The organism is Paenibacillus sp. FSL R5-0923, assembly GCF_038009145.1.
Classification (GTDB): Bacteria; Bacillota; Bacilli; order Paenibacillales; family Paenibacillaceae; genus Paenibacillus_AQ.
The window spans coordinates 1839323-1863885 of sequence record NZ_JBBPAT010000001.1 but is presented as its reverse complement, the minus strand read 5'-3'; the positions used below and the strand labels follow the sequence as shown (position 1 = coordinate 1863885).

Sequence of the window (24563 nt, the reverse complement as noted above, 5' to 3'; positions counted from 1 at the left end):
GAAAACTGCTGTGACACCTTTTTTATATTTACGTATACATCATTCCAGTATTTCGAATGCCTATGTCGCTGGCTCTTCATCCTTGAGCGCCTCAAGAATTTGACTAGCCAGCTTTTCGCCAATAGAAAGTGATTTAAAATCTTCTATGGAGGCTTCTTTAATTTTCTTTAGCGATCCGAAATGCTTAAGCAGCGCCTTGCGCCGCTTCTCGCCTATACCTGGTATGGAGTCCAGTTTAGAAGTAACCATGGACTTCCCACGTTGTTCACGGTGGAAGGTGATGGCGAATCTATGCACCTCATCCTGAATCCGTTGCAACAGATAAAATTCCTGACTATCCCGAGCCAAAGCGACAGGTTCTGGCGGATCTCCAACCAAAAGCTGAGCCGTCTTATGCTTATCATCCTTGACGAGACCACAGACCGGAATGAATAACCCCAGCTCGTTCTCCAGAATATCAATAGCTGAGGATATCTGCCCTTTACCACCATCGACTACGATAAGATCTGGTATCGGCAGGTTCTCTTTCAGCACCCGTTCATACCGCCGCCGGATGACCTCGCGCATCGTTCCATAATCATCCGCACCCACCACCGTACGAACCTTATATTTACGATACTCTTTTCGTGCGGGCTTGCCATCAATGAAGACAACCATCGCAGAAACCGGATTAGTCCCTTGAATATTCGAGTTATCGAACGCCTCGATCCGGCTTAAGCGTTCGAGCCCCAAGCTCTCGCCTAAGCTCATTGCAGCACCAGAGGTACGTACTTCATCTCGTTCAATAAGCCGGAACTTCTCGTCGATTGCGACTGTAGCATTTTGGCAGGCCATACCGACCATCTGCTTCTTGAGGCCACGCTGTGGCACTAGCACTTTGGTGCCGAGCCACTCCTGTAGAATAGAGGCGCCACCTGCAGCATCAACGACACCTGCTGCTGATGCTTCCGCAGCGGCCATTTCACGGGCCTCAACTTCTTCAGGCGATTCGGGGGTCTCTTCCCCCTTTTGTAGATCTTCTTCGGCTGGAGCAGCAATGACAATCGCCGGTTTAGCTTCTTTATCAACCACTGCTTCCTCGTCAAGCACATCCGGCAGAAGAATCTCCTGCGGCAGAGCAGGATTATCACTGTAATACTGCGTCACATAAGACATAAAGTCACTGTAGGCTTCCCCATAGAACGGAAAGACAGAGGAGTGGCGCTGAATCATCTTCCCTTGTCTCATGTACAGAATCTGTACACACATCCATCCCTTGTCTACCGCATAACCAAATACGTCACGATCCTTAGTATCTGTGGTGTTAATCTTTTGTTTCTCCATCAATGCATCAATATGGATAATCTGATCCCGCAGTTCCTTCGCCCGTTCAAAATATAATTCCTCAGCAGCTTCCTGCATCTTCTGCTGTAGATCCTTTTTAACCGCATCATGACCTCCGCTCAGAAAAGCAGCGATATCTTGCGTAATCTGCTCATACTCGGACTTCTGCACTTCCTTCTCACACGGCGCCAAGCATTGGCCCATGTGATAGTAAAGACAGACTTCCTTTGGCATTACGCCACATTTACGGAGCGGATACATACGATCGAGGAGCTTTTTCGTTTGCTGTGCAGCATAACCATTAGGATAAGGGCCGAAATATTTTGCTTTATCTTTAATCACCCGGCGTGTGACTTCAAGCCGAGGGTGAGTTTCATTCGTTATTTTGATATAAGGAAATGTCTTATCGTCCTTCAGAAGTACGTTATAACGCGGCATATGCTTCTTAATCAGATTGCACTCGAGAATGAGCGCTTCCATGTTACTGGACGTAACAATATATTCGAAATCAGCAATGTTAGCGACAAGCCGCTGAGTTTTACCATTATGACTGCCTGTAAAATAAGAGCGAACCCGGTTCTTAAGCACCTTCGCCTTACCCACATAAATAATGGTGCCTTCTTCATTCTTCATCAGATAGCACCCGGGCAGGTCGGGTAATAGAGCCAGTTTGTTGCGGATATTGTCCAAAATGATCCCCTCCAGCTAAATTGGACCCATAATTAATTGGCATTCAGCATACAAAACGCCTCCGGAATGAACCGAAGGCGCTGAGCGGCAGGGCCGAGGCCCGAACAGTAGCATTTAACAATTATTGATGTTTAGCTACGATATTTTTCAGGGATTCTTTGGAGTTCAATCCCACAACTTTATCTACCGGTTGACCGTCTTTGAAGAAGATCAAGGTTGGGATACTCATCACGCCAAAACGGGAAGCCGTTTCCGGATTCTCATCCACATTCAATTTTGCAATCTTCACGCTGTCTCCCAGTTCTGCGGACAATTCGTCCAAGATTGGAGCAATCATCTTACAAGGACCACACCAAGGAGCCCAGAAGTCTACTACTACAGTACCTTGACCTTCCACTTCGTTACTGAAGGTTTGGTCAGACACGTTCACGATAGCCATGATATTGTTCCTCCTCTAAAGTTTTACGAAACATTACTCCACTCTAAACCAAAGCTTAGTTTATGGAAGCTGCTCCGAAAATATAAGTTAATAAATTGTTTCATGTAATATGATAACCAAATTACCACTTACCGACACAATTCCAGTATAACATATCTTTAAGGGATATGTTATATATCACATACAATTATATTGCCCTCAAACTAATTTTATTTACGTTACTCTTTTCTTTACAATCTCCCCAGCCTTTCGGTATACTCTAAGAAAGCGCATTAAATGTCAATGACTTATTTCATAATGGTCAACTCAATTTGCATCTTAACAATACAGGCATTGTCCCTGTAAGGAGGCAGAAGCTATGGATGTCAACGCGCAAGCACGGGACCCACGAGAACATATCAACGAAGAACCCCGCAATGATCTAGGCGATTTAATGAATGGATTTTTCGGAATGACTGCATTTATGACCGTTGTCTTTTTCGGCATGGTTATCATTAAGTTCATTTCGGAGTAAGGGAATCATCGCAATATAAACAGAGGCCGTCTCAAAAGTAGTGAATGCTACTTAGGGGGCGGCTTCTTTTTTTGAGAGTAAATAAGAAAAAACAGAGAGCAACGATCCTCCAATAAAAGGAGAATCGCTGCTCTTTTGAATGTTACGGTTATGAATATTTCGAGTTTATCTAATCGTCCCCCGTTGATTCTCCCCATGCAGTGGAATAACATCCACAAAAGGAGCAATACGATCCATCAAACGTTGACCTTTATAAATCTCCTCGCCATCCTTGCTCGTAAAGCTAAGATGTTTCTCCAAACCATCGAGCGGATAATTTGAGGTATAGAAGGTTGGCTTACGGTTCATCCGATAATTCAGAATCGCACCAAGCACATGATCACGCGCCCATGGATTCAAGTTCTCCGCACCAATATCATCAAAAATAAGTAAATCGCAGTTTTTCAACGTATCTACGGTTTCCTTCATCTTCTGGCCGTCCATCATGATCGACTTCAAATCCTCGATAAAATCTGGCATATATACGATAACTCCAGTATAGCCGGCAACAGCAAGCTCATGAAGCAAGTAACACATCAGAAATGTTTTGCCTGTTCCGAAAGTCCCATGTAAATAAATCCCGCGCGAGGTTAGACCCTCTTCTTTAACGCTCGTGATATAATCAAATATTTTATTAACCGCTGAGACCCGGCGTGGATCCTTGCCCATAATATCTATTTCATCATAACCGCCATTGAGCACACGCTCGTCCACATAAAAGCTACGGATACGTTTGCGAATGCTATCCTGATTATCCTGTGCTACTTTAAGACGGCATGCCGTCTTGCGTTCATATAGATCCGTTGAACCATTCACTTTCTCGACCGTAAGTTTGCTAAAGTGACCAGGGAAATCATTCGGACATTTCTCTAGACCCGGACAGTTCGCACAGTGGCGGCTTTCCTCTACATATTGATACAGGCGGCTCATATGAAGCCGCAGTCGCGAATCATCTAACTCAGGATGTTCAGACTGTAATGCCTTCACAAGTGGATGATTGAATAACTCCTGTTCAAGATCGCGTTGACGCTGCCGTAGAGTTGGATTGTTGATCGAACGAAGCACATCGCCCATAGACTCCATAGTTCCACCTCTCTTTCATTACGGCGCTTGGGAAACGCCTTTTTTCTTGTTGGCTTTAATTTCTGCCGCTTTCTTCATCATCGCCGCGAATTCCTCTTCCGATACCGTTCCGGCACTTCCATCGTCCAGCACAATCGGAATTTCCGGTTTAGCGGATCGACCTGTATTTTTAGCATATGAACGTGATCGAGATCCTGCCGCCGTGTTAGTTGTAGCTCCCTTGCCTTTCACTTTGGACTGATCCCTGATATATTTTACAGCCTTTTCGTAGGTGTTCACCTGTTTAACCAGCATATTGGAAGCGATAGCCTCCACAAAATTGCGGTTCATTCGCTGTTCTCCACCTGAGGCTACCATAGTCATTAAGTAATGAATAAGTACATTGATTACTTCACCGCTTAGCTTATAGTTCAAATCTATTTTCTCGAACATATCCATCAAATGACTGGGTACTGCACCTGGGAAAAAAGTTTGAAGCAGCCGCGTATAAGGTTCGTTCCGCAGCATCATATTATATTGGTGGATGTCACATTTGGACAAAAATTGTGGTGGTACTTCTACATAATACTCCATCTCTACAGATTGCTCCGGTGGTGCTATAGAATCATCATTCTCTTCAGAGGCACTGGAACGGATGGAAACAACCTTAGCAGCAGCAACTTCACGCTTTTCTTGTCGTTTCATATCCTGCCTGAAATGCTGGCTCGCTTTATATTGCAGTGCATCCAGAATAACCTCGCCATCCGGTGAGAACACGCCATCTTCATCCAGCAGACGACATAAATCCTGCGGACTGAGTTCGTACTTATGAGCTACATAGTTAATAACACCCATTTGAGTATGGTCAAAACGCAGTTTTTCTACATGAGCCCGGTTCACGGATTCCCTTGGAAAACGCAAAATAATATCACTATATCCAATCGCTTGTTCTCCAGATTCACGCATACCAGGCTGACGCACAGTGGCTACTTCTGCAAGTGCCTGCTCCAGCTCATAATCAATGACATGTGTATTAAGTTGAAAAATATCATAAAAAGGCACGGAGATATTCTCTTTGCCTATGGATCTGCGACTCCATTCTTCTGGCTCTCGATTCCAGAATTGTTCCCGTAAGGACAGCACAGCAAATTTGCCGATTTTATCGCGTAACAGCAACGTCAAATGCTGAGTGGCAAAAAAGTCAGCTGGCGATAGCGGCGGCATAAGCTCATATTCATATAAGTAATCATCGGTTTCCGGCACATAGATTCGACAGGTCTGTAGCAGACCTACCGCTTCTAAACGGGAAGCCTGATCTATTAAATATTTGCGGCCTTTCTCATTTGGTTCAACGCCTAGCGTCATAAATAATCTGCGCTGTTGCTCCACTCCAGAATAGCCAATGCTATCTGCTGGTACATGTTCAACCAGCAAGCGATAGAAACTGATTGCAAAAGCTCCTACCATAGGCTGATACACAGAGCTAAGCATACGTCCATCTATAACACTAAGACCAAATTCGCGGGAAACGCAGTACCGATGATGTTCGGTGAAATGATGTAAGTTACTCATGCGCATCTACGGATACCCCCTTGTTTTCACGAATTCATACAGGATTCTATTCTATCATAAAAAACGTCGCCGGAAATGTAAATAAACTACCAATTCCGACTCTTTTCGCTATATAATCAGCTTTTTCATACGATTATCTACCTCTATTAAACAAGAAGAAACGGCTTCACTGTCCTCTGGAAGAGGAAGGTTCCGTTTCTCGCTGAATTTCAAAATTGATTCTTAGCGTAGAACTAAAAGCTTATATGTTCAAAAAAACGACTCTCACATCAGAGCCGCAGGTCTTCCGATTAAATCTTTAAAACATCTTGTAACCGCCAAAGCGCAGTTTTTGAATGGTCCATCCACTCAATATAGCACCTGCAAGACCAGCGACACCAGTTAAGTAATCAACAAAGTGGAAACTGGAGAGATGCTCCCAGAGCGACATCGCGCTTCTATCCCAAATGGAATAGACTACGACGGGTAGAATAATAAGTACGAATAGATAAGCGGGAAACCAGGTTGTCTTCATTAACATGTTAAGAATAAATCCAATACCAAACATCATCACAAAGAATAAAACGGTTAGGATAAACACTGGAATAAACCCCATCTTACCGTCACTACCCCTTTCTATAAAGAAGCGCACATCTTATACGAGCTAGTAGTAAGTTTACTAGAAAAAATGTCACGAAGCAATGAACTTTATTCAAAATTAGGTCTAATACTCTTACAACGGAATGTCATCATTTGCTCTAAGCAACTTGATTGCGATACAATGCATATAGATTAATAAATCATACATAGTCTATGATGCAGGAGCTTCGTAGCTAGTTTTACGCGATGTTATTTCAAGCGGAGCCTATGCTTCGTAAAACTTAGCGTATGCTTCCGATGTTAGTTTTACGCGATGTTATTTCAAGCGGAGCCTATGCTTCGTAAAACTTTTAAGGAGTGAGATCATGAACGAAGCCGCTATGACACTGGAAGGCTGGTATGCATTGCATGACTTCCGCTCACTGAACTGGACCGCATGGACGGCAGCAGATGATGAAGAACGTGCCGTTGCTCTGGAAGAATTACATGCTTTTATGCAAGAATGGAGTCCTGTCGAAGAAGCCAAACAAGGCAGCTCCGCGGTATATTCCATCGTTGGCCAGAAGGCCGATTTCGTAATGATGTTCTTGCGCGAAAGCTTGGAAGATTTGAACCAGCTTGAGACGGCCTTTAACAAAATCGCTTTTGCTCAATATACAACTAAAGCCTATTCCTACGTAAGTATTGTTGAATTAAGCAATTACCTTGCGGGGGGCAGCGATGGTAGTGATCCTATGCAGAATCCGCATGTTATCGCACGTCTAAAACCTGTTTTGCCGCAAGCGAAGCATATTTGTTTCTATCCAATGAACAAGAAACGCGAGCTCGCCGATAACTGGTATATGCTTGATATGGATAAACGTCGGGAGCTGATGGCTTCTCACGGATTAATCGGACGTGGTTATGCGGGTAAGGTGAAACAAATTATCACCGGCTCCGTAGGTTTTGATGATTGGGAATGGGGCGTAACCCTGTTCGCTGAAGATCCGCTACAATTCAAGAAGCTGGTTTACGAAATGCGCTTTGACGAAGTCAGTGCTCGCTACGGCGAATTCGGACCTTTCTATGTCGGCAACCTGCTGACTGAGGATTCTTTTGAAGAAATGCTTAAATTGTAATTGTAATAATAAAAAGGGTGAGTCTCCAGATCTTTATGGAGACTCACCCTTTTTAAATGCTATAACGAAGTTCCTGCTTCCTCATCCTCTTCGCTGTCATCTTCATCATCACGCAGACTTTCCAAATATTCAGCCGTAGCCCTGTCACGCGCTCGCCCTTTTTCCTTTAAGCGTTCAATGCCAGGGAGAATGAGCAGATCAATTTCCTTTTGAACAACATACGCTAGATCGTACTGATTCTGATCCTCCAGATAAGATCCAACCTCAATCAGTCCGTTATATCGGTCCAATTCTTCTCGGGTCAGCAATCCACGCACCTGCACGCTGCAGTGACGCATCTTATAAAAATCTTCCTTTTTTCAGAACCAGCGGAATCCCACCGATAATGAACAAATAGCGCATATCCACAACTTTTTTCAATTGAGCTGCAGTCCAACCCTTGTAAGTTTTGCTGCCAACTACAGCAATCCCTTGACCTTTACCTAGAGAAGCTACTGTTCCTTTATTGCTGAATGCGAATTTCTTGGGTTGTTGATTACGGATCGCAGCCACCAAATTATGTGCACAGCACTCTCCCTGTTGCATAGCAATTTGTGCCGTTGGCGGATAAGGACGTCCTTCTGGGTTGATCATCAAGGAGCCGTCTCCAATAATGAAGATATTGTCTTGGCCTGGTGCACGTAAATATTCATCTACTTTCACACGTCCACGCATAGCTTCAAATCCTGCAGCTTCAATCAGACGATTCCCTCGAATTCCGCCTGTCCAGACAATTGTAGAAGCCTTAATCTCTTCGCCTGATGCCAGAATTACACCGTTTGGTAAACATTCTTTGATCGCAACGCCCATCTTGAATGTAACACCCTTCTTAGTGAGCAAGTTCATCGCATACTCAACAAGTTCTGGAGCAAATCCAGGCAGAGCTGTTGGAGCAGCTTCTATGTTATATATATTTACCATGCTTGGATCAACGTCAAATTCTTTGCACAACCCAGGGATGCGGTCAGCTAATTCGGCCACAAATTCAATTCCGCTAAAGCCGGCACCACCGACTACGAAATTAATATGCTCCTGAGCATTGTTCTCGTTCTTATATTTGGCAAATTGATACTCAATATGTTCACGAATCAAACGAACGGAGTTGATGCTCCGGATCGTCAGTGCGTATTTATCAAGTCCTGGAATACCGAATGTTTCAGGCTCTCCGCCCAAAGCAATGACGAGATAGTCATACGAAAGAGTACCATCCTCCAAAATAATCTTTTTCTGCTGGGTACGAATTTCCTGAACAGATGACTTAACGAGATCGATCTTGAATTCATCGATTAGTTTAGAAATAGACACCCGAGTGTGTTCAATACTGTCTGTACCCGCGGCAGGCATATGTAGATGGGTAGTAAAATAGTGGTACTCGTGACGGTTTACGAGCGTGACATCCGCTTCATTATAGTTCAAAGCCTTCTGTAAGCGCTGTGCGGTCAAAATACCCCCATAGCCCGCGCCTAAGATTACGATTTTGGGAATACTACTCATGTTCCGGCTCCTTCCAAGAGGTAAATCTGTCTTTGTATTTTTTATTGAAACAATGTACGGTCCTTTTTGTGAATTTATACACTTATATTTAGAAGAAATTCCAATCAAACTTAAAGGATTTCTAAATTGACCATATCCATTGTAAACCTTAGTGTACTATTAATCAAACATTAAAATACTAAAAAACGTCACATTCTTATTGTGTTCTAAAGTCTTTCTTTGCAGGTATGTGTCACAATGTTTATAATAAGAAAGAATACAAGTATGGCAAAATGAATATATCAACTCGGAGGTGTAATATCCCGTGACACAAGAGCAATCCGGCGTTCCTATGAGCGACCTTTTAATCATAGGTGGCGGTCCAGCTGGCATGTTTGCCGCATTTTACGGTGGGATGCGTCAGGCATCAGTAACACTTATTGAAAGTATGCCCCAATTGGGAGGACAACTTGCTGCACTTTATCCTGAAAAATACATTTATGATGTAGCAGGTTTTCCAAAAGTAACTGCACAAGAATTGGTTGACAACCTGACACGGCAAATGGATATGTTCCAATCGAATATCCGGCTGGAGGAGAAAGTAATTTCTGTTCAGAAACGGGACGAACGCCATTTTGTTGTTACAACTGATGTAGCAGAATATCACAGTAAAGCTATTATCATTACAGCTGGCGTAGGCGCTTTTGAACCTCGTCGTTTAGAACTGCCAGACGCAGGACGGTTTGAAAAAGCCAACCTTCATTATTTTGTAAATGATTTAAATGCCTTTAAAGATAAAAAAGTTCTGATTAGCGGTGGTGGAGATTCCGCAGTAGACTGGGCACTAATGCTGGAACCGATCGCGGAGCAAGTAACCCTGATTCACCGCCGGGATAAATTCCGTGCGCATGAGCACAGCGTAGAGAATCTGATGGCTTCCAAAGTTAACGTAATTACACCTACTGAAATTACAGAACTGCATGGTGACGAGTTTATTACTAAGGTTACCTTATCTCATATCAAGACCAAGGAAACACAAGAAATCGAAGTCGACAGTGTAATCGTCAATTTCGGATTTGTTTCCTCTCTGGGACCCATTGCAGAGTGGGGTATCGATATTGAAGGGAACTCCATTGTCGTTGACTCACGTATGGAAACGAGTATTCCGGGAATCTTTGCAGCCGGCGATATCACCACATATCCAGGTAAGCTGAAGCTAATTGCTGTAGGATTCGGCGAAGCCCCAACGGCTGTGAATAATGCAAAAGTCTACATCGATCCGGAAGCCAAGCTTTCACCAGGACACAGTAGTAATATGAAACTCTAATTCAATCTACCACAATAAAAAAGGGTATTCTGACAGGCCTATCAATACTAGCCTATCAGGATACCCTTTTATGTTTGTGACTCGCGGTTTATTTATATGTAGCCAGCTACAAAGGTATACTTTGCGCTCTTTTAATGAAGAACCGCATGAACTGGAGAGTGTAAGTTTCGTTTGCGAATCTCAACGAGTAGAAGAGCGATGAAATCATGCTCTAGTTGCAGTTCTATCGCTCTATGGTAAGAGTCTAGAAGCATCTCATCGGACAATTCAACCATAACGTTCATCTACCTTTCCTGTATTTGGATCTGAATCTATCATATCAAACTATCATTTTTCGAACAAGCGTTCGTGTTATCCACAAGTACATGTGGAAATCCTGTGTATAATATGTGCGTAAGCGTTACAAAGGTGATAACTGCACAGTGGAATATGGGGATAATAGTTATACACAGGACTGAACCACTTGTATACAGCTAAAAATATATTTTTATTGTAAATAAATTACAATATAATTTACCCCAAAAGAACGCAACTAAACGCAATTTTATCTTACTACTCTATTATCGTCAATTCTAAAATTTTTGTTAATTTACTGAGGTCTTGTATTAACCTCCAGAATCCATATTTTACCTGAATAATCCACGGCGTAATCAAAACCCAGTTCGCCTATTCCAGGGAAATGCCGCTCCATCAGTTCGATACATACGAGCGTTAGCCTGCGCATTTCTGCTTTCTTCGCTGAGGCTTTAATTCGAGGCAAGGATCTGCGAAGTCCTTCTCGACAAGAAAGCATCGTGCCTCCTTTACATAAATTAGTTACGAACAGGCCAGGCCGGGCCAATCTTCCCACCATAGAGCGAAACTCCCAAACACCGCCATTTCTCACTACTTTGACCCGATAATCAATAGGACGCCCACCAATTCTGGCGAGAGAAATCCCCTGTTGAATCAAATATTTACGTCTAACCTTGACGAAATGAAGCGCTCGTCGCATGGATCTAAAGTCCTTGTAAATTCGAGTTCTGTCCATATAAGTAAATCCATAACCTCGACTATCCCGAAACACTTTAATTACACCGTAGCCTCCACCGCCAACTATTGGTTTAATAACAACATTTCCGTATCTCCGGAGCATGGCTAACAGTGAGTCAGCCGAATACACCCTCGTCATTGGTATATAATGAGAAACCCTCGCGTCACTGAGCAATGCTTCTGTCTTCAACCATTTGCTAGCCAATTGTCTTCCCGACATCGTCCTTTCCCTCCTTTCACATTCCAGCCTACCCTATACATTACTCAGAAAAGGCCCCACCCTCTTGTATGATTGTCCGTGTAGGAGGAAGCTCTTAGCAAAAAGGGCTTAGAGCTTGTATCGACAACATTCTCAACCTCGCAGGTTAGATTGCAGATTTTGTAGAACCTCATTTCTGAACATTCGACATCTAAATCGCAATGGATGAGTTCACTATAACTAGAATAATCTTCAAAATCGTTGTATTATTAATAGCGGTTACATTTTCAATTCCTACTATATAATAATGAATTAGAGGCTCGCTAAAAAACAGCGCGGGGAGGGCTCGGAATGGCTCAGTTTTTCGAGGTATTATATTGGGTGGCCATGCTTGGGATGTCCATCGTATTGGCTGGAACGACTATACTGATCTGCGCTATTGGCTTTAAATTCATTAAAGACAGGCGCAGAGCACTGGGTGCTGGCTGTATTGCCTTTTCCCTTGGAGCCGCAGGGCTCATCGTGTTTATGATTAATTATAAGTTTATTATTCCAGCCTAATTGTACGCAGGAACAAACAAAAGCCCTCTCGAGGAATTCCATCGGAGGGCTTTTGCTTTTATGTCACTCATATATCTAGCGTAAGACGGATCATATCCACTACCTTGATCCCATTTTCAACAATCTCTTCACTATAATGTCTGATAAAAAAATCTCTATCGATTCCGGTAATTCTAAATCCACATTTCTGATAAAGAGCCAGTTGTCCTACACTAGAATTCCCCGTACCCACTTCAATCGTCTTCGCACCAAGTAATCTCGCATTCTGAATCGCATGATAGACCAACTGCTTTCCTATCCCTTTACTTTGCTGATTCTCATCAACGGCTATATTTACTAGCTCCACTGTCTCAGGTCTCGTTTGTAGCAAAACATAGACACCTATAATGCAATTCTCCACTTCAGCTACAAAACATTGCCCTCTTTTTAAATACGCTTCAACAAGACTTAGGGAAGGATCGGCTAATAACAACAAATGTAAGGGTGGTTGTTCTTCTGCGTTTAATTTCCTAATTAGCATGCTTAGAGCTCCTTGTGATGACTTTTGTCATTGAGAATAAAAAAGCCTCCAAGCCCGTGTTGTAGAACTCAACATGGGGCTTGAAGGCGTAACGTCGCGATTAGCAAGGCTCTTCGTTCGGTTTTCCTGCATCCGTAGCTGTACGGAAGCTTGAGCCACAGCCACAGGTTGCAGTAGCGTTCGGGTTATTAATGGTGAAACCACCTGTCATGCCGGATTCTTCAAAATCAATTTCGAGACCATCAAGGTAACGAAGATTCTCTTTCTCCACGACAACCTTCATTTCTTGGATGTCCATATATACGTCCTGATCGGTTTCATTATCATCAAAGCCCATAGCGTAAGAGAATCCACTGCAACCACCGGGCGTTACTCCAATACGGAGGAACATGTTCGGCACTTCTTGTTCAGCAAGCATCGCCTTTAATTGTTCTGCTGCCTTTTCGCTAATATTAATCATGATCATATCCTCCTATAAATTAACTTACTTCAACAGAAAAACTTATGTTTAAGGGACCTTCCGGTCAAAAATTACTTTCTTAAAAATATATACTTAATAAACTCAGTATAACCGACTATTCCATTACCCTCAAGTCACAACTGCCTTATGCCTGACCTGCCGCACCAAAATAAACCATCCATATCCAGCTGTTGATCCCCTTATAAGAGAGGTTTATAATAAGGAAGGCAAACATAAGTAAAAATTCGGAAATTTGTCACGGAGGATAACCCTCCGCTTTATTTTCATGAATGAACAGCTACCATCTGGGTAAGTCTGGGAATTATCTGCGGGCAATGGACCCCGTAAAACTTTCAGGAGGAATTCATAATATGTCTACTCTTTTCACCCCCCAAACAGACGCCCGAATGATGAACATTATTGAAAAAGTTCGTGGCGGCGAAAGATTGAATTTAGAAGATGGCGTTTATTTATATCAAAGTAACGACCTACTTACGATTGGCCAATTAGCAAATGAAGTCAATCTTGCAAAGAACAACAACAGGGTATATTTTATCGAAAACATGAGTCTATATTTCACCAATGTTTGCGAATCTCACTGTGCATTCTGCAATTTCCGCAAGGATGATGGAGAAGAGGGTGCTTATACCCTTTCCGGTCAGGAAATGGTGCAATATGTCGAACAGCATATTCATCCAGGTGTGCGCGAATTCCATATCGTAGGCGGTCATAATGACAAGGTTCCTTTCCAGTATTACGTGGATTCTTTAAAAGCCTTGAATGAACGTTTTCCTGAGGTAACCTTAAAAGCATACACTGCAGCCGAAATCGATTTTTTCACCCGAATTAGCGGGTTGAGTATTCGTGAGGTGCTGGAACAGCTGCGTGCTGCTGGACTTAAGACGCTTACCGGTGGTGGCGCAGAAATATTATCCGATCAATACCGTAAAAAAATGCGTGTAGATAAGGCTAATGTGGAAGAATACCTAGAAGTTCACCGGACAGCACATCAGCTTGGCATGAAGACCCATACGACTATGCTCTACGGCTCGATTGAATCTCATGAGGATCGTATCCGGCATATGATGCAGATTCGTGATCTACAGGATGAAACCAATGGCTTTATGGTATTCATTCCATTATCTATGCAGCCTAAGAACAAGAATGCAGGAATTATGCGCCGCAACTCCGCTTATGAGGATCTGAAGACGATTGCGATCAGCCGATTGATGCTGGATAATTTCGATCACATCAAAGCTTACTTTATTAATATCGGTCCTCAGCTTACACAGGTTGCACTGAACTTCGGTGCTTCTGACGTCCATGGTACTATTCTTAAAGAACGCATTAGCCATGCGGCTGGTGCCTTAACACCTGAAGGCCTCACTCGTGATGAATTGATCTGGTTAGTAAAAGGTGCTGGACGAATTCCAGTAGAACGCGACACGTTCTACAATGCGATAAAGGTGTACGAATAAAAGACTACCTTAGATCCGTTATCCTATATTGGAAAGGAAGTTCGGTCAGCATGAGAACACTACTCGTTCTGGGCGGCGGCTATGGCGGCTTGGCCCTAATTCAAGAATTGCTCAATAATCACCTTCCTCAGGATATTGAAATTATCTTAATTGACCGAATGCCTTATCAAGGAATCAAAACGGAATATTATGCGCTTGCCGCAGGTACAGTAACTGACTATCACTTGCGGATCCAGTTTCCGGTTCATCCCCGTCTCACTATCCGTTACGGTGAGGTGACTTCCATTGATTTGGACAGCAGAATCGTTACAATGGAGCCTGACGAGACTGTGTCTTATGACATTCTTGCCATTGCACTAGGTTGTACCGACAATTACCATAACATCCCTGGAGCTGATCAATATACTTGCAGTATCCAGACCTTTGCAGGAACACGCGAAACTTATCAACGTTTAAACGATGTGAAGCCTTATGGAACAATAAACATTGTAGGCGGTGGACTAAGTGGAGTGGAATTGGCGGCAGAGCTTCGGGAGAGCCGTCCAGACCTTAATATTGCTATTCTGGACCGCGGTGAACGTGTCTTGTCCGCCTTTCCTGCGAAGCTGTCACAGTACGTGGAGGAATGGTTTCACCACCATCAAGTACAGACACTTGGACGTGTCTCTGTATCCCATGTAGAGAAAGATGCACTTTTTAACGGTACAGAGGAAATTCTTTCAGATGTTACGGTATGGACTGCAGGGATCCAACCGGTGAAGGTTGTTCAGGAATTAACAGTCCCGAAGGATCGCGGAGGACGAATCATTCTGGATGAATATTATCGTGTACCTGATTATCCAGAAGTGTATGTAATTGGCGACTGTGCCAGCCTGCCATTCGCTCCAAGCGCACAAGCCGCAGGAGCGCAGGGTGAGCAGGTTGCTCAGGTTATTCAAGCCATGTGGCGCGGCGAGACCCCTAAGCTTCATCCTATTCGTCTAAAGGGTACCTTAGGCTCACTAGGCAAGAAAGCTGGATTTGGTCTGATGGGCCAACGCTCCGTCAAAGGACGGGTTCCCCGTATCCTTAAGAGCGGGGTGCTCTGGATGTCAAAACGCACTTTAGGATAAACCTAAGGGCTGCTCTTTTCCGTTATAAATACGAAAAAGAGCAGCCCTTTATTTTCCACAAAAAGCATTTAATCAAGGTCCATATTAAACCAAGCCTCTAGCTCTTTGATTTTAGTATCAATTTTCTTTTCTAGCTCGTCAACAGTATCTGCTGCAATGATGTCCCCTTCAACCATGGCAAACGGGGTTAAATAACATTCCCCACAATTGTTCAGGCATCCGTATTCGATCACATCGTAATCTGGATTTTCCTCCAGCTTATGCATTAGCTTGTCTGTTCCGTGACCCATGTTACTGGCACAAAATTCAATAATTGGTCTCATGATGATCTCCCTATTCCGCCTAACCATTTTATTTTTTAACTTTTTGTACTATAATGAACTTATGAAAGGAGTGATTGAGAAATGAGTGAGAATGCACAAAGCACCGAAATGTATGATGAAGTATTGGAAGTGCTGGATAAGCTTCGTCCGTTCCTGCAACGCGATGGCGGCGACGTTGAACTGGTCGATGTAGAAGACGGCATCGTTAAGTTGAAACTTATGGGTGCCTGCGGCAGCTGCCCAAGCTCCACGATCACCTTGAAAGCCGGGATTGAACGCGCCCTTCTTGAAGAAGTAGAAGGCGTACAAGAAGTTATGCAAGTATTCTAATCCCATTCAATATCATTCCCGATCCTCCTCTTCAGGAGATCGGGATTTTCTTATTATAGAGGATTTACACTTCCCCTACAACATACAGCATAAAACCCGCTTGCCGTTAGGCAGCGGGCTTTATGCTGTATTAGAGATTAAGTTAGCTTTCTGTCTTAAAATGCTGGAATGATCGCACCTTCGTACTTCTCTTCAATGAAAGCTTTAGCTTCTGGAGAATTCAGGGCAGCAACCAGCTTTTGGATCGCGTCGGAGTCTTTATTGTCCTGACGAGTTACCAGAATGTTAGCATAAGGGGAGTCCGTACCCTCAATGAACAAAGCATCTTTAGTAGGAACTAGGTTAGCTTCCAAAGCATAGTTAGTGTTAATCAAGGCAAGATCTACTTCATCCAATTGACGACCTAACATTGCTGCATCTAGCTCGATGATTTTAAGGTTTTTCTTATTTTCAGTGATATCTGCTTGGGTAGATGTGATGTTGGTATCATCTTTCAAAGAAATCAGTCCATTTTTGGCAAGCAAGATCAGTGCACGACCACCGTTTGTAGCATCATTCGGGATGGCTACTTTCGCACCATCAGCCAGCTCGTCGATGGATTTGATTTTTTTGGAATAAGCACCAAAAGGTTCAACGTGAACGGCTGTAACAGAAACTAGATCCGAACCGTTCTTTTGATTCTGGTCATCCAGGTAAGGTTGATGTTGGAAGAAGTTAGCATCCAGATTCTTCTCTGAAAGCTGAACGTTTGGTTGAACATAGTCAGTGAATTCTTTGATTTCTAATTTAATTCCTTGCGCTTCAAGCAATGGAGCAATAGCTTTTAGGATCTCAGCGTGTGGAACAGGTGAAGCACCAACCACCAATTTTACAGGTTCTGCAGATGACTCAGTTGCAGAACCATCTTTTGGTGCATTAGTAGCAGCCGAGTTAGAAGCATTATTGTTATTGCCGCAAGCAGCCAGCACCACAACCAGTGTCAGACTAAAAAAAGTAAGTAGTAATTTTTTCATTTTAAATCCCCCTCTTATCCTTGGTATTTGTATGAATAAGGCTATATATGGACGTACCTTATTTCCGTGTGAAATGTCGTACTAGTCGATCACCGGCCATTTGTAGCAGTTGCACCAGTATGACCATTAAGACTACAGAGATAATCATAACTTCCTTCTCATATCGGTAATATCCGTAACGAATCGCTAGATCCCCTAGCCCGCCGCCGCCTACCATCCCGGACATTGCCGTATAGGAGACCAGTGTAACCAGTGTGATCGTAACCCCAGCGAGCAGACCTGGACGAGCCTCTGGCAAAAGAACACGCATAACGATCTGATTCGTGGATGCTCCCATCCCTTGCGCCGCTTCGATTACTCCACGATCCACTTCTCTTAATGCCGTTTCCACCAAGCGAGCAAAGAATGGAGCTGCACCAATCACGAGTGGTGGAATCGTACCGAGTACTCCGATGGAAGTTCCAACAACGGCTTTGCTAAATGGAATTAATGCTACCATCAAAATGATAAACGGTACCGAACGTAGGATGTTTACGACGAACGATAAGACCGAGTAAATTACTCTGATTACTATACTATTCGATCTTCCCCATAAATACAATACAATTCCGAGTGGTAAACCAAGAATAATTGTGAACAATCCAGAGAATATTAACATTTGCAAGGTAGCAACTGTAGCATCCATCATTTCTTGCCAGTTTAAGTCTGCGAAATTCATTACGAAATCACCTCCACTTCAAGGCCTTGAGCGGTTAGTTCGGCTATCGTCACAGCGATCGCTTCAGCTGGACCTTCGAACCGAACAATCATTTGTCCATAAGGTACGTCTTTTATCGTTGAGATGGTACCATGCAGAATGGCGAAGCTAACACCTGTCTCACGTACTACATTGGAAAGTGCAGAGCCGTAGGTCTTCTCTCCAAAAAAAGTAATTTTGACGGCCTGAGAGTTGTCCCCAGCAGCAGCGTCAAGCGCCGTACGAAGGGGTCCCTCATTCTGTGATTCACTGCGAATGAAATCGCGAGTGACCTCATGCTGCGGCTTCAGGAATACCTCCGTAACTTTACCTTGCTCAACGATACCACCACCATGAATGACCGCAACACGGTCGCAGATGCTCTGAATCACGTGCATTTCGTGAGTGATCAGCACAATGGTAAGATGGAATCGTTTATTAATATCGAGCAATAGCTTAAGAATAGAGTCTGTCGTTTGTGGGTCAAGCGCAGAGGTTGCTTCGTCACACAGCAGCACATCAGGGTCGCTGGCAAGTGCCCGTGCGATGCCGACCCGCTGCTTTTGTCCGCCTGATAATTGGGAGGGATATTTATCCCGGTGTTCTTCAAGCCCCACTAAGGCAAGCAAATCTTTCACTTTAGTATCAATATCTGCTCTCGAGGTGCCTGTGAGTCGCAGAGGAAAAGCAATGTTATCGTACACCGTCGCAGAAGATAGCAGATTGAAATGTTGAAAAATCATCCCAATTTTGCGCCGCTGTTCCTGCAGCTGACCTTGAGTAAGCTTAGTTAGTTCAATGCCATCTACCCATACTTCCCCTTCTGTCGGACGCTCCAACAGATTAATGCAACGGATCAATGTACTTTTCCCCGCTCCAGAATGGCCAATAACTCCGAATATTTCACCTTTCTCGATAGACAAATTCAATCCGGAAAGTGCTGTAGCCGCATGGCTGCCTTTTCCATATACCTTTGTTATTCCTTTTAGATTAATCAACGCTCGTCGCCCCCTTTATATTTCACTTATTCCATACAAAAAAACCTCCGACGATCGATGCAGATCGCAAGAGGCTCTGTGTGTTTATTTAGACAATGCCTTCTCATCTGCCAACGACCACAAACCTTGCGTCATTGTAGGAATTAGCACCATGACATTTGTACATAACGCTAATCGCGCTGTATACAAATCGGTTGCCGGGCTTCATCGGGCCTATCCCTCCGCCACTCTCGATAAGATATAGAGTATGAAATTTTATATTTGAATTCGTACAGACTTTAATGCAAGCATAAGTATAGTAAGTTTCTTGTTTTTTGTCAAAAGGAAATATCTTGAACGCTTAGGTTTGTACACGCTTTGCCTTGCTGATTTCCTTACGCAGCTGTTCATTGCTGTAGCTGAATGCCGCGATTAATGTTTTACAGTTCATTTCAAGGGACTGCTTTAAATCCTCAAGATGGCTATCTAAATCCTCAAGCTGAATTTTGTCATGCAAGCCTTGATGCCGCTGCCATAAATCATCCTGCATTTCGGAATTCATATAATGAATTTCAGCATTTCTGCGCTTGCGTAGATTCTCCAGTGGATCACGATAAGAGTTCTTGATCTGTTCCAATTGATCTGCTAGCGCAGGATGCACATTCAATAACTGAAGTTGACGCAGTACTGTAAAATAAGAAAAGTGCGTTTTTAATTTGGAAGTTTTGAGGTCATAAAAATGATTCAGTACCGTTCCAAGCTTGTCCAGAAGAGAGAACACACGAATAAATCCATCTTTATAAAAATAAACATACCGCGCATAATCGCCTTGTTCCACTGGTGACATATCATCCATATAACCAGCGATTACCGATTTCCGGTAAAAAGCAGCTGCGAACCAGCTTTGCTCCAATTCATCCAATGAGGAGATCAATCCACGTGTCCAAATCTCCAGCTTGCGGTATTCATGGTCATTATCCTCATGAGCGTTCATTTCCTTGCGCAGTAAGGCTGCAAATGTGGCCATGTTCTCCATCGCGTCAGCCAATACACCGCTGTTCTTTCGAGGCGGCTCTCCAAGTATAACCCGCAGCATATCCCAGTCCTCCTAAAGTTTTGTCCAGCACCACGATATACCGATTTCCACTTTATTATTCCGCAGGTAAAGCGACTCTATCCACGGTGGGAACTTTCTACCAAGGGTGTTACAACGGTGTCATTGGATTCGTTGGATTTTTTTCAACAACTACATTTCTCGCGCGATTCAGCTGCCAGACTCTTACACTCATATAACATAAGACACCAAACAAACTAGCGATCAACAAAATATGAGCCAAAGCGGCAAATATGTACAATCTTTCATTATCTAGTGTGTAAACAACAGCAGCTCCACTAAATACCTGCATCAAGCACAGCAGAACAGCCGCTACGCCAAGAGCTCTTAGCTCTGGGTAATCCTTATGTTTCCAAAAAGCTAAATGTCCAAGCACCGCAGTAAGAATGAATAAGATCAAAGCCGCAATCCGGTGCGTAAAAACAATACCTACTCCCCCAGAAAGCTCAGGAACCCATTCACCGTTACAGAGCGGCCAGCCAGAACATCCACCGCGCGAATCCGTATGACTAACAAAGGCTCCAATATAAACAACAACATAGGAATATAAGGCCGTGAAGCAGGTTAAATTGCGGAAAGCCTTACTGACGGGTTTCTTCTGAAGCTCCATCTTAGGATCGTACTCACCTGCTTCATGTCGCCTTTTAGTTCCTAGAGCCAGCATTAGAGAACTTGAAAAAGCGATCAAAGAAAAGCCCATATGCAGTGCCATTACAGCAGCAGATTGGGATTTAATCACTGCAAGCGCTCCCATACCACCTTGAACAATTACAAACAGCAACGTCATGAATGCATATACTAACAAGTCCCGCCGATTTCGAGCATAACGCCAAAAGGCAATCATCGAGGCAAGTGACAATAACCCTGCCAATCCGCTAAACAAGCGATGGGTGTATTCAATCATCGAACCTACAGTATAGGCCGGAATCAATTTCCCATGACAGAGCGGCCATTCATTTCCACATTCCAATCCCGATCCAGTCTTCGTTACAACCGCTCCCCCTAGTACAGCGAGGAACATGATAAGGCAAGTAAGATAACTAAGCCATTTCAACTGATTTGTCGACAAAAATATCACCCGCAGTTTTTAGTAATGAAGAAGCATCTTAAAAAACCACCGCTTTTGCTCGAACAGGCGAAAGCGGTGGTTTTCCGGAATTACTGTTGAAGGCTTTGATGCACTTGAACCGCTTTATCAAGGAAATTCTCAATTTCCTCGCGGGATTTACGTAATTTATTAACGAATCTAACCAATTCACGCCCATCGGAATACGCGACAAAGCTTGGAATACCCATAATATTTTGTTCCTGACTAACGTCACCCACAGCATCAACGTCAACCTCAACCAGCGTTAGACGATCTGCATAGGCTTGCTCTACCTCAGGAATAAAAGGATCGATAAATTTACAATCCGAGCACCAGTCCGCCTTGAAGATGGCTACAGTTAATCGAGGAGATTGAATGGCTACCTGAAATTCAGCAGGAGAACTAATTTTATCCATAGCTTGTTCAGTCCTTTCTTCCATATCTGTCAAATTTCTATTCTTTAAGTGAAGCAAAATGTCATGCAGAAGTCAAACTTATTCTCTCATACGAACACGCGCAGGCTGCAATTTCATCAGCGGATTCAACAATTTTTGCAATGCACGCGGATAACTGGAGATCTCCTGTTTAGTAAGCACACCCAGTACAATTAGCATGACCAGATAAATAACAACAACTGCGGCCCCTACAACAAGACAAGTGATCAGAAATGCCAGACGTGCAGGCATTAGATCTGTTAACAGAATTCCAGCTTGGTTAAGTCCAAAACCAATACCACCGGACACCAGAACCGCAATTGCGAAGCCGCCCCACCGTTTACCCATAATTTCGAAAGGTACAATGGATTTCAGCATCCGTAAGTTAAGAATAGTAATAACTACGAAACAAAGTGCTGTTGCGCCGATAATCCCGTAGATCCCAAATATCTTACTTAGTAAGAAGCTTGCGACTAATTTAACAATAATACCCACTAGCACATAATACATTGAAATGCGTGATTTGCCCATACCGAGCAAGATGGAGTTCGTTGTCATCATGGTGATCTGAAAGATCGTTCCAATCGTAAGCATCGCCACAATTCCGCTTCCGTCCAAGCTGCTGAACAATAACCCGTTTACAGAATAAGCTGCTGCCACAAGTGCCAACACAATTGGCATCCCTGTCAGGATAGAAATCCGCAAAGCAAGTGTAATTTGCTTCTTCAAGTGTCCCTCATCCCGACGGGCATAAGCAGCTGAAATGATCGGAATCAGCGAGGTTCCTAGTGCAATGGCTAGTACCGGTGGAATTCCGGCCACACTTTGAGCACGCGTGGTTAGTATACCCAAAGCTGCTGTTGCACTCTCTCTACCCATCTGATCGATAAGCAGCGGAACAGCCAAAGAAGTATCAATTACATTCACTACGGGAATCGTAAGTGAAGAGAGCACGATCGGAATTGATAGTGTGAAAATATCTTTGTAAATTCCCCAAATCGGCAATTTTTGAGTGGTATTGTAATTTAATCCTTGCTGTTTATCCTCTCGGCGCAGCTTGATTGCAAAATAAATCATGACACCAAATGCTGCAATACTACCAATTACGCTACCGAAGGATGCTCCCGCAGCTATAGTTGTATTGTTATACCCCTGCTGTAATAGAATATAAGCTAGTAAAATAGCGACTAGTACGCGAGCGAACTGCTCTACAATCTGTGAAATACCACCAGCCATCATATTGTTGCGCCCTTGAAAATATCCACGCATCATGGCAATTGCCGGAAAAAGTAAAAGCGCAGGTGCAATAGCCCTAACTGCCATCGCTGATTCAGGTACATCAGCAATATGTGTCGCATAGAACGGAGCGCCTATGTACAGCAAGGCCGTCATGATTACCCCTGCTGCTACTGAAAACAGCAATGCTGCATGATACACTTGTCTCGCCTCTTCAGGACGATTCAGAGCGTACCGCTCGGAGACCATTTTACTGAGCGTACTTGGAATACCTGCTGTAGCCACGGTGAGCAGCATTAAATAGATATTGTTCGATACCCCAAATGATGCTCTCCCCACATCATCAAAAATATGATCCAGCGGCACCCGCTGAACAAGCCCGAGTACCCTTGCCACCAAAGCTGCAGCAGCAAGGATAAGCGTGCCTTTTACGAAAGACTCTTTCTTGGACAAACCATTTCCCCTTCTTCACTGTTAAAATTAAAACCGGACGACCCATATAAAAAAGAGGACGACCATAATAATTTGTAGCACAATTTTGACAACAGTACTACTAAACAACCCAAGTATTGATCCTACACTTACTTTGGCAGCTTTAGCTGGTGAAGAACCTACGATCAATTCTCCTATAAAGGCACCCAGAAACGGACCAATAATAAGTCCAAAGGCTGGGATTACAAAAGGACCAATGATTAGCCCAATCGTACTCCCGATAATCGATGAACGTGAGCCGCCAAATTTCTTAACGCCCCACGCCCCTACAACGTAATCAGCAATAAATAAAACTACAACGATCAGCGTTTGAATGATCCAGAACCAGACACCAAAAGGCTCGAAAGAAAAGAACCAGCCATATACGAAAAAGGCAAGATAAATCGCAAGCGCACCCGGCAGTATAGGGTACACAGCCCCCGCTAGCCCTACGGCAAATAAAGCAATAATAAGAATCCAACCCAGGATCGTCAACACTTAACCTCCTAATAGCAAATATGCTCTATGGATTCACTTCGCAATAGCTTCATTAAAAATATATTTTTGAATGACTTCTGCAATTCCATCATTATTATTAGAAGCCACCACAACGTCAGCCTCTTCTTTAACCGTCTCCTGAGCGTTGCCCATGGCAACCCCAAGCCCTGACTGCTGAATCGCTGCAAGGTCATTGAGGCTGTCACCAACCGCTATAACTTGGGACATGTCTAGTCCTAGCAGCTTACAGACTTCCATGATTCCGGCTGCTTTATTCACTCCTAGAGGGTTAATCTCCAGGTTATGTGGAGAGGAGTTCGTAATCTCCAATCCACCCATATCTTGAAGACGAAGCAGCAGTTTATGACGAAGCTCATCATCTTCGGTGTGATAACCGAATTTAAGCCATTCTCTGCCCGTTACATCCCCATCCCAGTTATCCTGTTTGTGGACTTTTTCCGTAGAATAGGCCCAGAACCAGATGTCATCTTCTTTAGCAAGTTCATACATTTGTTGTACCAGCATAGGATCCATCAATGATCGCCGATAAATTTCATGTGGTGCTCGCCATATCTCACTACCGTTCACAGTAATCATAGGTGTTTCTAGTCCAAGCTGCTCAGCATATGGAAATGCACTTGTAAAAGCTCGGCCTGTCGACAGACAGACATGAACGCCTGCGTCGACCGCCTTTTGAAGCCATTTCACCGTTGTAGGTGTAATAATCTGTTCATCATTCAGTAGGGTTCCATCCATATCCAAAGCAAGCAGGCGGTATTTGGCAGTCATTGCCACCCCTCCATTCTT

At 43.6% G+C, this 24563-nt stretch carries 28 protein-coding genes and 1 riboswitch; of the genes, 7 read left to right on the top strand and 21 right to left on the bottom strand.

The features are described 5' to 3' along the window. Positions 1–60 precede the first annotated feature (60 nt). Together uvrC and trxA are read right to left on the bottom strand one after the other, a co-directional pair. Positions 61–1956 (bottom strand): excinuclease ABC subunit UvrC, encoded by a 1896-nt coding sequence (uvrC, locus tag MKX35_RS08370; RefSeq protein WP_218641868.1) that lies wholly within the window; start codon positions 1954–1956, stop codon positions 61–63. A gap of 178 nt (positions 1957–2134) precedes the next feature. After that, complete coding sequence (trxA, locus tag MKX35_RS08365) at positions 2135–2452, bottom strand: thioredoxin (protein WP_042130884.1); 318 nt, start codon at positions 2450–2452, stop codon at positions 2135–2137. Between the two features lie 358 nt (positions 2453–2810). Between trxA and MKX35_RS08360 the strand changes: the two genes are divergently transcribed. After that, on the top strand, positions 2811–2966 hold the full coding sequence (locus MKX35_RS08360; RefSeq protein ID WP_143759540.1) for a YqzM family protein: 156 nt from the start codon (positions 2811–2813) through the stop codon (positions 2964–2966). A gap of 165 nt (positions 2967–3131) precedes the next feature. Here MKX35_RS08360 and dnaI read toward each other — a convergent pair whose 3' ends face one another. The 3 genes from dnaI to MKX35_RS08345 all read right to left on the bottom strand — a co-directional run bounded on the left by dnaI (position 3132) and on the right by MKX35_RS08345 (position 6234). Next, positions 3132–4088 carry a primosomal protein DnaI gene (gene dnaI, locus MKX35_RS08355; RefSeq protein ID WP_076300342.1) on the bottom strand — a complete coding sequence of 319 codons (957 nt, stop codon included), beginning with the start codon at positions 4086–4088 and terminating at the stop codon, positions 3132–3134. Positions 4089–4106: 18 nt separating this feature from the next. Then, the gene (locus MKX35_RS08350) at positions 4107–5645 is read right to left on the bottom strand and encodes a DnaD domain protein (RefSeq protein ID WP_042191562.1); all 1539 of its coding nucleotides are present in this window, start codon (positions 5643–5645) and stop codon (positions 4107–4109) included. 292 nt (positions 5646–5937) lie between these two features. Beyond that, entirely contained in the window at positions 5938–6234 is a 297-nt protein-coding gene (locus tag MKX35_RS08345; RefSeq protein ID WP_042130887.1) for a YuiB family protein, read from the bottom strand. 349 nt (positions 6235–6583) lie between these two features. Between MKX35_RS08345 and hemQ the strand changes: the two genes are divergently transcribed. Next, a complete protein-coding gene (gene hemQ / locus MKX35_RS08340) occupies positions 6584–7336 on the top strand; it encodes a hydrogen peroxide-dependent heme synthase (protein ID WP_042191564.1) in 753 nt (250 codons plus the stop codon). Positions 7337–7395: 59 nt separating this feature from the next. Here hemQ and MKX35_RS08335 read toward each other — a convergent pair whose 3' ends face one another. Together MKX35_RS08335 and MKX35_RS08330 are read right to left on the bottom strand one after the other, a co-directional pair. Beyond that, positions 7396–7674 carry a hypothetical protein gene (locus tag MKX35_RS08335; RefSeq protein WP_042191567.1) on the bottom strand — a complete coding sequence of 93 codons (279 nt, stop codon included), beginning with the start codon at positions 7672–7674 and terminating at the stop codon, positions 7396–7398. Between the two features lies 1 nt (position 7675). Continuing rightward, positions 7676–8869: an NAD(P)/FAD-dependent oxidoreductase gene (locus MKX35_RS08330; protein ID WP_042130890.1), complete on the bottom strand. Its 1194-nt coding sequence runs from the start codon at positions 8867–8869 to the stop codon at positions 7676–7678. A 331-nt stretch (positions 8870–9200) separates the two neighbouring features. On the opposite strand from MKX35_RS08330, the gene MKX35_RS08325 reads away from it, so the two are divergent. Then, on the top strand, positions 9201–10175 hold the full coding sequence (locus tag MKX35_RS08325; RefSeq protein ID WP_094877850.1) for an NAD(P)/FAD-dependent oxidoreductase: 975 nt from the start codon (positions 9201–9203) through the stop codon (positions 10173–10175). 131 nt (positions 10176–10306) lie between these two features. Here the strand turns inward: MKX35_RS08325 and MKX35_RS08320 are convergent, their stop codons facing one another. Both MKX35_RS08320 and MKX35_RS08315 read right to left on the bottom strand, forming a co-directional pair. After that, positions 10307–10450, bottom strand: a complete 144-nt coding sequence (locus MKX35_RS08320) for a sporulation histidine kinase inhibitor Sda (protein WP_036685584.1) — start codon at positions 10448–10450, stop codon at positions 10307–10309. Positions 10451–10764: 314 nt separating this feature from the next. Next, entirely contained in the window at positions 10765–11427 is a 663-nt protein-coding gene (locus MKX35_RS08315) for a YheC/YheD family protein (protein ID WP_042191569.1), read from the bottom strand. A gap of 330 nt (positions 11428–11757) precedes the next feature. Here MKX35_RS08315 and MKX35_RS08310 point away from each other — a divergent pair, with 330 nt between their 5' ends. Continuing rightward, positions 11758–11967, top strand: coding sequence for a hypothetical protein (locus MKX35_RS08310; protein ID WP_042191571.1), 210 nt, complete (start codon positions 11758–11760; stop codon positions 11965–11967). A 67-nt stretch (positions 11968–12034) separates the two neighbouring features. Here MKX35_RS08310 and MKX35_RS08305 read toward each other — a convergent pair whose 3' ends face one another. Then, positions 12035–12487 carry a GNAT family N-acetyltransferase gene (locus tag MKX35_RS08305; protein ID WP_076285244.1) on the bottom strand — a complete coding sequence of 151 codons (453 nt, stop codon included), beginning with the start codon at positions 12485–12487 and terminating at the stop codon, positions 12035–12037. A 100-nt stretch (positions 12488–12587) separates the two neighbouring features. Beyond that, positions 12588–12947, bottom strand: a complete 360-nt coding sequence (locus MKX35_RS08300) for a HesB/IscA family protein (RefSeq protein WP_042191575.1) — start codon at positions 12945–12947, stop codon at positions 12588–12590. 371 nt (positions 12948–13318) lie between these two features. On the opposite strand from MKX35_RS08300, the gene mqnE reads away from it, so the two are divergent. Both mqnE and MKX35_RS08290 read left to right on the top strand, forming a co-directional pair. Next, positions 13319–14425 carry an aminofutalosine synthase MqnE gene (gene mqnE, locus MKX35_RS08295; RefSeq protein WP_076285245.1) on the top strand — a complete coding sequence of 369 codons (1107 nt, stop codon included), beginning with the start codon at positions 13319–13321 and terminating at the stop codon, positions 14423–14425. Between the two features lie 50 nt (positions 14426–14475). After that, positions 14476–15537 (top strand): NAD(P)/FAD-dependent oxidoreductase, encoded by a 1062-nt coding sequence (locus MKX35_RS08290; protein ID WP_076300343.1) that lies wholly within the window; start codon positions 14476–14478, stop codon positions 15535–15537. 68 nt (positions 15538–15605) lie between these two features. Here the strand turns inward: MKX35_RS08290 and MKX35_RS08285 are convergent, their stop codons facing one another. After that, positions 15606–15860: a YuzB family protein gene (locus MKX35_RS08285; protein ID WP_076300344.1), complete on the bottom strand. Its 255-nt coding sequence runs from the start codon at positions 15858–15860 to the stop codon at positions 15606–15608. An 81-nt stretch (positions 15861–15941) separates the two neighbouring features. Between MKX35_RS08285 and MKX35_RS08280 the strand changes: the two genes are divergently transcribed. After that, positions 15942–16190 carry a NifU family protein gene (locus MKX35_RS08280; RefSeq protein WP_042130899.1) on the top strand — a complete coding sequence of 83 codons (249 nt, stop codon included), beginning with the start codon at positions 15942–15944 and terminating at the stop codon, positions 16188–16190. A 155-nt stretch (positions 16191–16345) separates the two neighbouring features. Here the strand turns inward: MKX35_RS08280 and MKX35_RS08275 are convergent, their stop codons facing one another. The 9 genes from MKX35_RS08275 to MKX35_RS08235 all read right to left on the bottom strand — a co-directional run bounded on the left by MKX35_RS08275 (position 16346) and on the right by MKX35_RS08235 (position 24545). After that, positions 16346–17203, bottom strand: coding sequence for a MetQ/NlpA family ABC transporter substrate-binding protein (locus tag MKX35_RS08275; RefSeq protein WP_076300345.1), 858 nt, complete (start codon positions 17201–17203; stop codon positions 16346–16348). A gap of 58 nt (positions 17204–17261) precedes the next feature. Next, on the bottom strand, positions 17262–17921 hold the full coding sequence (locus MKX35_RS08270; protein ID WP_076285248.1) for a methionine ABC transporter permease: 660 nt from the start codon (positions 17919–17921) through the stop codon (positions 17262–17264). Then, positions 17921–18937, bottom strand: a complete 1017-nt coding sequence (locus tag MKX35_RS08265) for a methionine ABC transporter ATP-binding protein (RefSeq protein WP_076300346.1) — start codon at positions 18935–18937, stop codon at positions 17921–17923. The genes MKX35_RS08270 and MKX35_RS08265 overlap by 1 nt, the downstream gene beginning before the upstream one ends. 100 nt (positions 18938–19037) lie before the next feature. Further along, a riboswitch (SAM riboswitch) is annotated at positions 19038–19177 on the bottom strand. Between the two features lie 100 nt (positions 19178–19277). After that, on the bottom strand, positions 19278–20012 hold the full coding sequence (locus MKX35_RS08260) for a Cthe_2314 family HEPN domain-containing protein (RefSeq protein ID WP_076300347.1): 735 nt from the start codon (positions 20010–20012) through the stop codon (positions 19278–19280). 109 nt (positions 20013–20121) lie between these two features. Beyond that, positions 20122–21099, bottom strand: coding sequence for a COX15/CtaA family protein (locus MKX35_RS08255; RefSeq protein WP_076285250.1), 978 nt, complete (start codon positions 21097–21099; stop codon positions 20122–20124). An 89-nt stretch (positions 21100–21188) separates the two neighbouring features. Continuing rightward, positions 21189–21533: a thioredoxin family protein gene (locus MKX35_RS08250; RefSeq protein WP_042194485.1), complete on the bottom strand. Its 345-nt coding sequence runs from the start codon at positions 21531–21533 to the stop codon at positions 21189–21191. A gap of 78 nt (positions 21534–21611) precedes the next feature. Continuing rightward, positions 21612–23240 (bottom strand): putative polysaccharide biosynthesis protein, encoded by a 1629-nt coding sequence (locus MKX35_RS08245; RefSeq protein WP_076300348.1) that lies wholly within the window; start codon positions 23238–23240, stop codon positions 21612–21614. A gap of 27 nt (positions 23241–23267) precedes the next feature. Then, positions 23268–23753, bottom strand: a complete 486-nt coding sequence (locus MKX35_RS08240; RefSeq protein ID WP_076285251.1) for a DUF456 domain-containing protein — start codon at positions 23751–23753, stop codon at positions 23268–23270. Positions 23754–23789: 36 nt separating this feature from the next. After that, complete coding sequence (locus tag MKX35_RS08235; protein ID WP_076285252.1) at positions 23790–24545, bottom strand: Cof-type HAD-IIB family hydrolase; 756 nt, start codon at positions 24543–24545, stop codon at positions 23790–23792. Positions 24546–24563: the final 18 nt, after the last annotated feature.

Bases quoted from the DNA above. Each gene is read 5' to 3' on its own strand.
- MKX35_RS08345 (WP_042130887.1), bottom strand. From the start codon at position 6,234: ATGGGGTTTATTCCAGTGTTTATCCTAACCGTTTTATTCTTTGTGATG.
- MKX35_RS08290 (WP_076300343.1), top strand. From the start codon at position 14,476: ATGAGAACACTACTCGTTCTGGGCGGCGGCTATGGCGGCTTGGCCCTA.
- MKX35_RS08270 (WP_076285248.1), bottom strand. From the start codon at position 17,921: ATGAATTTCGCAGACTTAAACTGGCAAGAAATGATGGATGCTACAGTT.
- MKX35_RS08260 (WP_076300347.1), bottom strand. From the start codon at position 20,012: ATGCTGCGGGTTATACTTGGAGAGCCGCCTCGAAAGAACAGCGGTGTA.
- MKX35_RS08335 (WP_042191567.1), bottom strand. From the start codon at position 7,674: ATGCGTCACTGCAGCGTGCAGGTGCGTGGATTGCTGACCCGAGAAGAA.
- MKX35_RS08235 (WP_076285252.1), bottom strand. From the start codon at position 24,545: ATGACTGCCAAATACCGCCTGCTTGCTTTGGATATGGATGGAACCCTA.
- MKX35_RS08350 (WP_042191562.1), bottom strand. From the start codon at position 5,645: ATGCGCATGAGTAACTTACATCATTTCACCGAACATCATCGGTACTGC.
- MKX35_RS08320 (WP_036685584.1), bottom strand. From the start codon at position 10,450: ATGGTTGAATTGTCCGATGAGATGCTTCTAGACTCTTACCATAGAGCG.
- MKX35_RS08325 (WP_094877850.1), top strand. From the start codon at position 9,201: ATGAGCGACCTTTTAATCATAGGTGGCGGTCCAGCTGGCATGTTTGCC.
- trxA (WP_042130884.1), bottom strand. From the start codon at position 2,452: ATGGCTATCGTGAACGTGTCTGACCAAACCTTCAGTAACGAAGTGGAA.
- MKX35_RS08315 (WP_042191569.1), bottom strand. From the start codon at position 11,427: ATGTCGGGAAGACAATTGGCTAGCAAATGGTTGAAGACAGAAGCATTG.
- MKX35_RS08280 (WP_042130899.1), top strand. From the start codon at position 15,942: ATGAGTGAGAATGCACAAAGCACCGAAATGTATGATGAAGTATTGGAA.
- MKX35_RS08360 (WP_143759540.1), top strand. From the start codon at position 2,811: ATGGATGTCAACGCGCAAGCACGGGACCCACGAGAACATATCAACGAA.
- dnaI (WP_076300342.1), bottom strand. From the start codon at position 4,088: ATGGAGTCTATGGGCGATGTGCTTCGTTCGATCAACAATCCAACTCTA.
- uvrC (WP_218641868.1), bottom strand. From the start codon at position 1,956: ATGAAGAATGAAGAAGGCACCATTATTTATGTGGGTAAGGCGAAGGTG.
- MKX35_RS08275 (WP_076300345.1), bottom strand. From the start codon at position 17,203: ATGAAAAAATTACTACTTACTTTTTTTAGTCTGACACTGGTTGTGGTG.
- MKX35_RS08250 (WP_042194485.1), bottom strand. From the start codon at position 21,533: ATGGATAAAATTAGTTCTCCTGCTGAATTTCAGGTAGCCATTCAATCT.
- MKX35_RS08305 (WP_076285244.1), bottom strand. From the start codon at position 12,487: ATGCTAATTAGGAAATTAAACGCAGAAGAACAACCACCCTTACATTTG.
- MKX35_RS08310 (WP_042191571.1), top strand. From the start codon at position 11,758: ATGGCTCAGTTTTTCGAGGTATTATATTGGGTGGCCATGCTTGGGATG.
- hemQ (WP_042191564.1), top strand. From the start codon at position 6,584: ATGAACGAAGCCGCTATGACACTGGAAGGCTGGTATGCATTGCATGAC.
- mqnE (WP_076285245.1), top strand. From the start codon at position 13,319: ATGTCTACTCTTTTCACCCCCCAAACAGACGCCCGAATGATGAACATT.
- MKX35_RS08285 (WP_076300344.1), bottom strand. From the start codon at position 15,860: ATGAGACCAATTATTGAATTTTGTGCCAGTAACATGGGTCACGGAACA.
- MKX35_RS08300 (WP_042191575.1), bottom strand. From the start codon at position 12,947: ATGATTAATATTAGCGAAAAGGCAGCAGAACAATTAAAGGCGATGCTT.
- MKX35_RS08330 (WP_042130890.1), bottom strand. From the start codon at position 8,869: ATGAGTAGTATTCCCAAAATCGTAATCTTAGGCGCGGGCTATGGGGGT.